Source organism: Pseudomonas sp. MWU13-2862 (assembly GCF_023242495.1).
GTDB classification, from domain to species: domain Bacteria; phylum Pseudomonadota; class Gammaproteobacteria; order Pseudomonadales; family Pseudomonadaceae; genus Aquipseudomonas; species Aquipseudomonas gingeri_D.
The window spans coordinates 1-1,258 of sequence record NZ_JALMEZ010000041.1 but is presented as its reverse complement, the minus strand read 5'-3'; the positions used below and the strand labels follow the sequence as shown (position 1 = coordinate 1,258).

Below are 1,258 nucleotides of genomic sequence, written 5' to 3'. Positions count from 1 at the left end.
GCAAGCCGGCTTGTGTCTGGCGTCAGGATTAGACTGGTGGTGAGAGCGGTGAGTGGCAAGCTGAATGCCGGCAGTGCTTAAAGCACGTGTAGGAGCTCATGCTGCCACTCACCCCTCCGCCCTGGTTATTGAGCCCGAACAGTTGAACGAGCCCACCTCGAACAGTTACAAGCGTGGGCCCAGCCAGAGCGCTCTCACCTTGAGTGTAAGAGGATTTGGCCATGTTTACCTGTGCTGGCATCGACGTTTCTAAAGACACCCTGCAGATCGAACTTGATCCACAAGGGATGGGGGCGGTTTTTCCCAATGACATCAATGACTTTTCAAGGATGGTTGAGTGGCTGAAGCGCCATCAAGTCAATCGTGCATTGCTGGAAGCGACCGGTGGCTACGAGCGAAGAGCCATGAAAGCACTCCAGGCGGCAGGTTTCGAAGTCCTGCGAGTCAACCCTTGCCGAGCCAAAAGCTTTGCTAGAGCCATGGGGCTGCATGCCAAAACTGATCCGATAGATGCGCGTCTTCTCGCGCAGTTTGCAGCGGTTATCCAATCTCCCGAAAGCCGAATCACAAATGCCGAGCAGGACAACCTGCGTGCATTGGTACAGCAGCGGGAAAATTTTGTTCAGCAGAGAGATGACGACAAACGGCGGCTGAAAACGACCTTTTCTGAGATCGTGAAACCTGCGTTGCAGAGCCATATCGACTATTTACGCAAGGCCATAAAGTCGATAGAAAAACTGATGGGACAAAGTGCTGAACAGCTGGACAGCGAGAAAGTGGCCCATCTGTGCTCGGTCAAAGGCATAGGGCTCGTGACAGCCGCCAGCCTAATGTCCTACCTCCCCGAGTTGGGTGAGGTGGGCAGGCACGAGATCGCCGCATTAGCAGGTGTAGCCCCCTATAACGACGACAGCGGCAAGCATAAAGGTAAGCGTCACATCAGCGGTGGACGGTTTGCTGTGAGGCGCTCGTTGTACATGGCCAGCTGGATCGTAATTCGGTATCAGCCAGAATTTAATGCCCGATACAAGGCGTTACGCGACAAAGGCAAATGCGCCAAAGTGGCACTCATCGCCTGCATGCGAGTCTTGTTGATCCGCTTGAACGCGATGATCCGTGACGGTTCTGAATGGAAAGAACACGTCGCCTAATGTGGCTGCGGTTGTTTCCTTAAGAAATTGCATGGCCTAGAGCTGTGGGAGCTTGACCGTCCCTTGAAATGATTTTCAAAAAAACGGTCAAGACAGTTGCTCCTACA

1 protein-coding gene is annotated in these 1,258 nt (G+C 53.3%); it reads left to right on the top strand.

Going from position 1 to position 1,258, the window contains the following annotated elements; all coding sequences use genetic code 11:
* Positions 1–221 precede the first annotated feature (221 nt).
* On the top strand, positions 222–1,151 hold the full coding sequence (locus M5C56_RS32280) for a transposase (RefSeq protein WP_103499115.1): 930 nt from the start codon (positions 222–224) through the stop codon (positions 1,149–1,151).
* Positions 1,152–1,258 lie beyond the last annotated feature (107 nt).

Coding starts and splice junctions, on each gene's coding strand:
- M5C56_RS32280 (WP_103499115.1), top strand. CDS start 222: ATGTTTACCTGTGCTGGCATCGACGTTTCTAAAGACACCCTGCAGATC.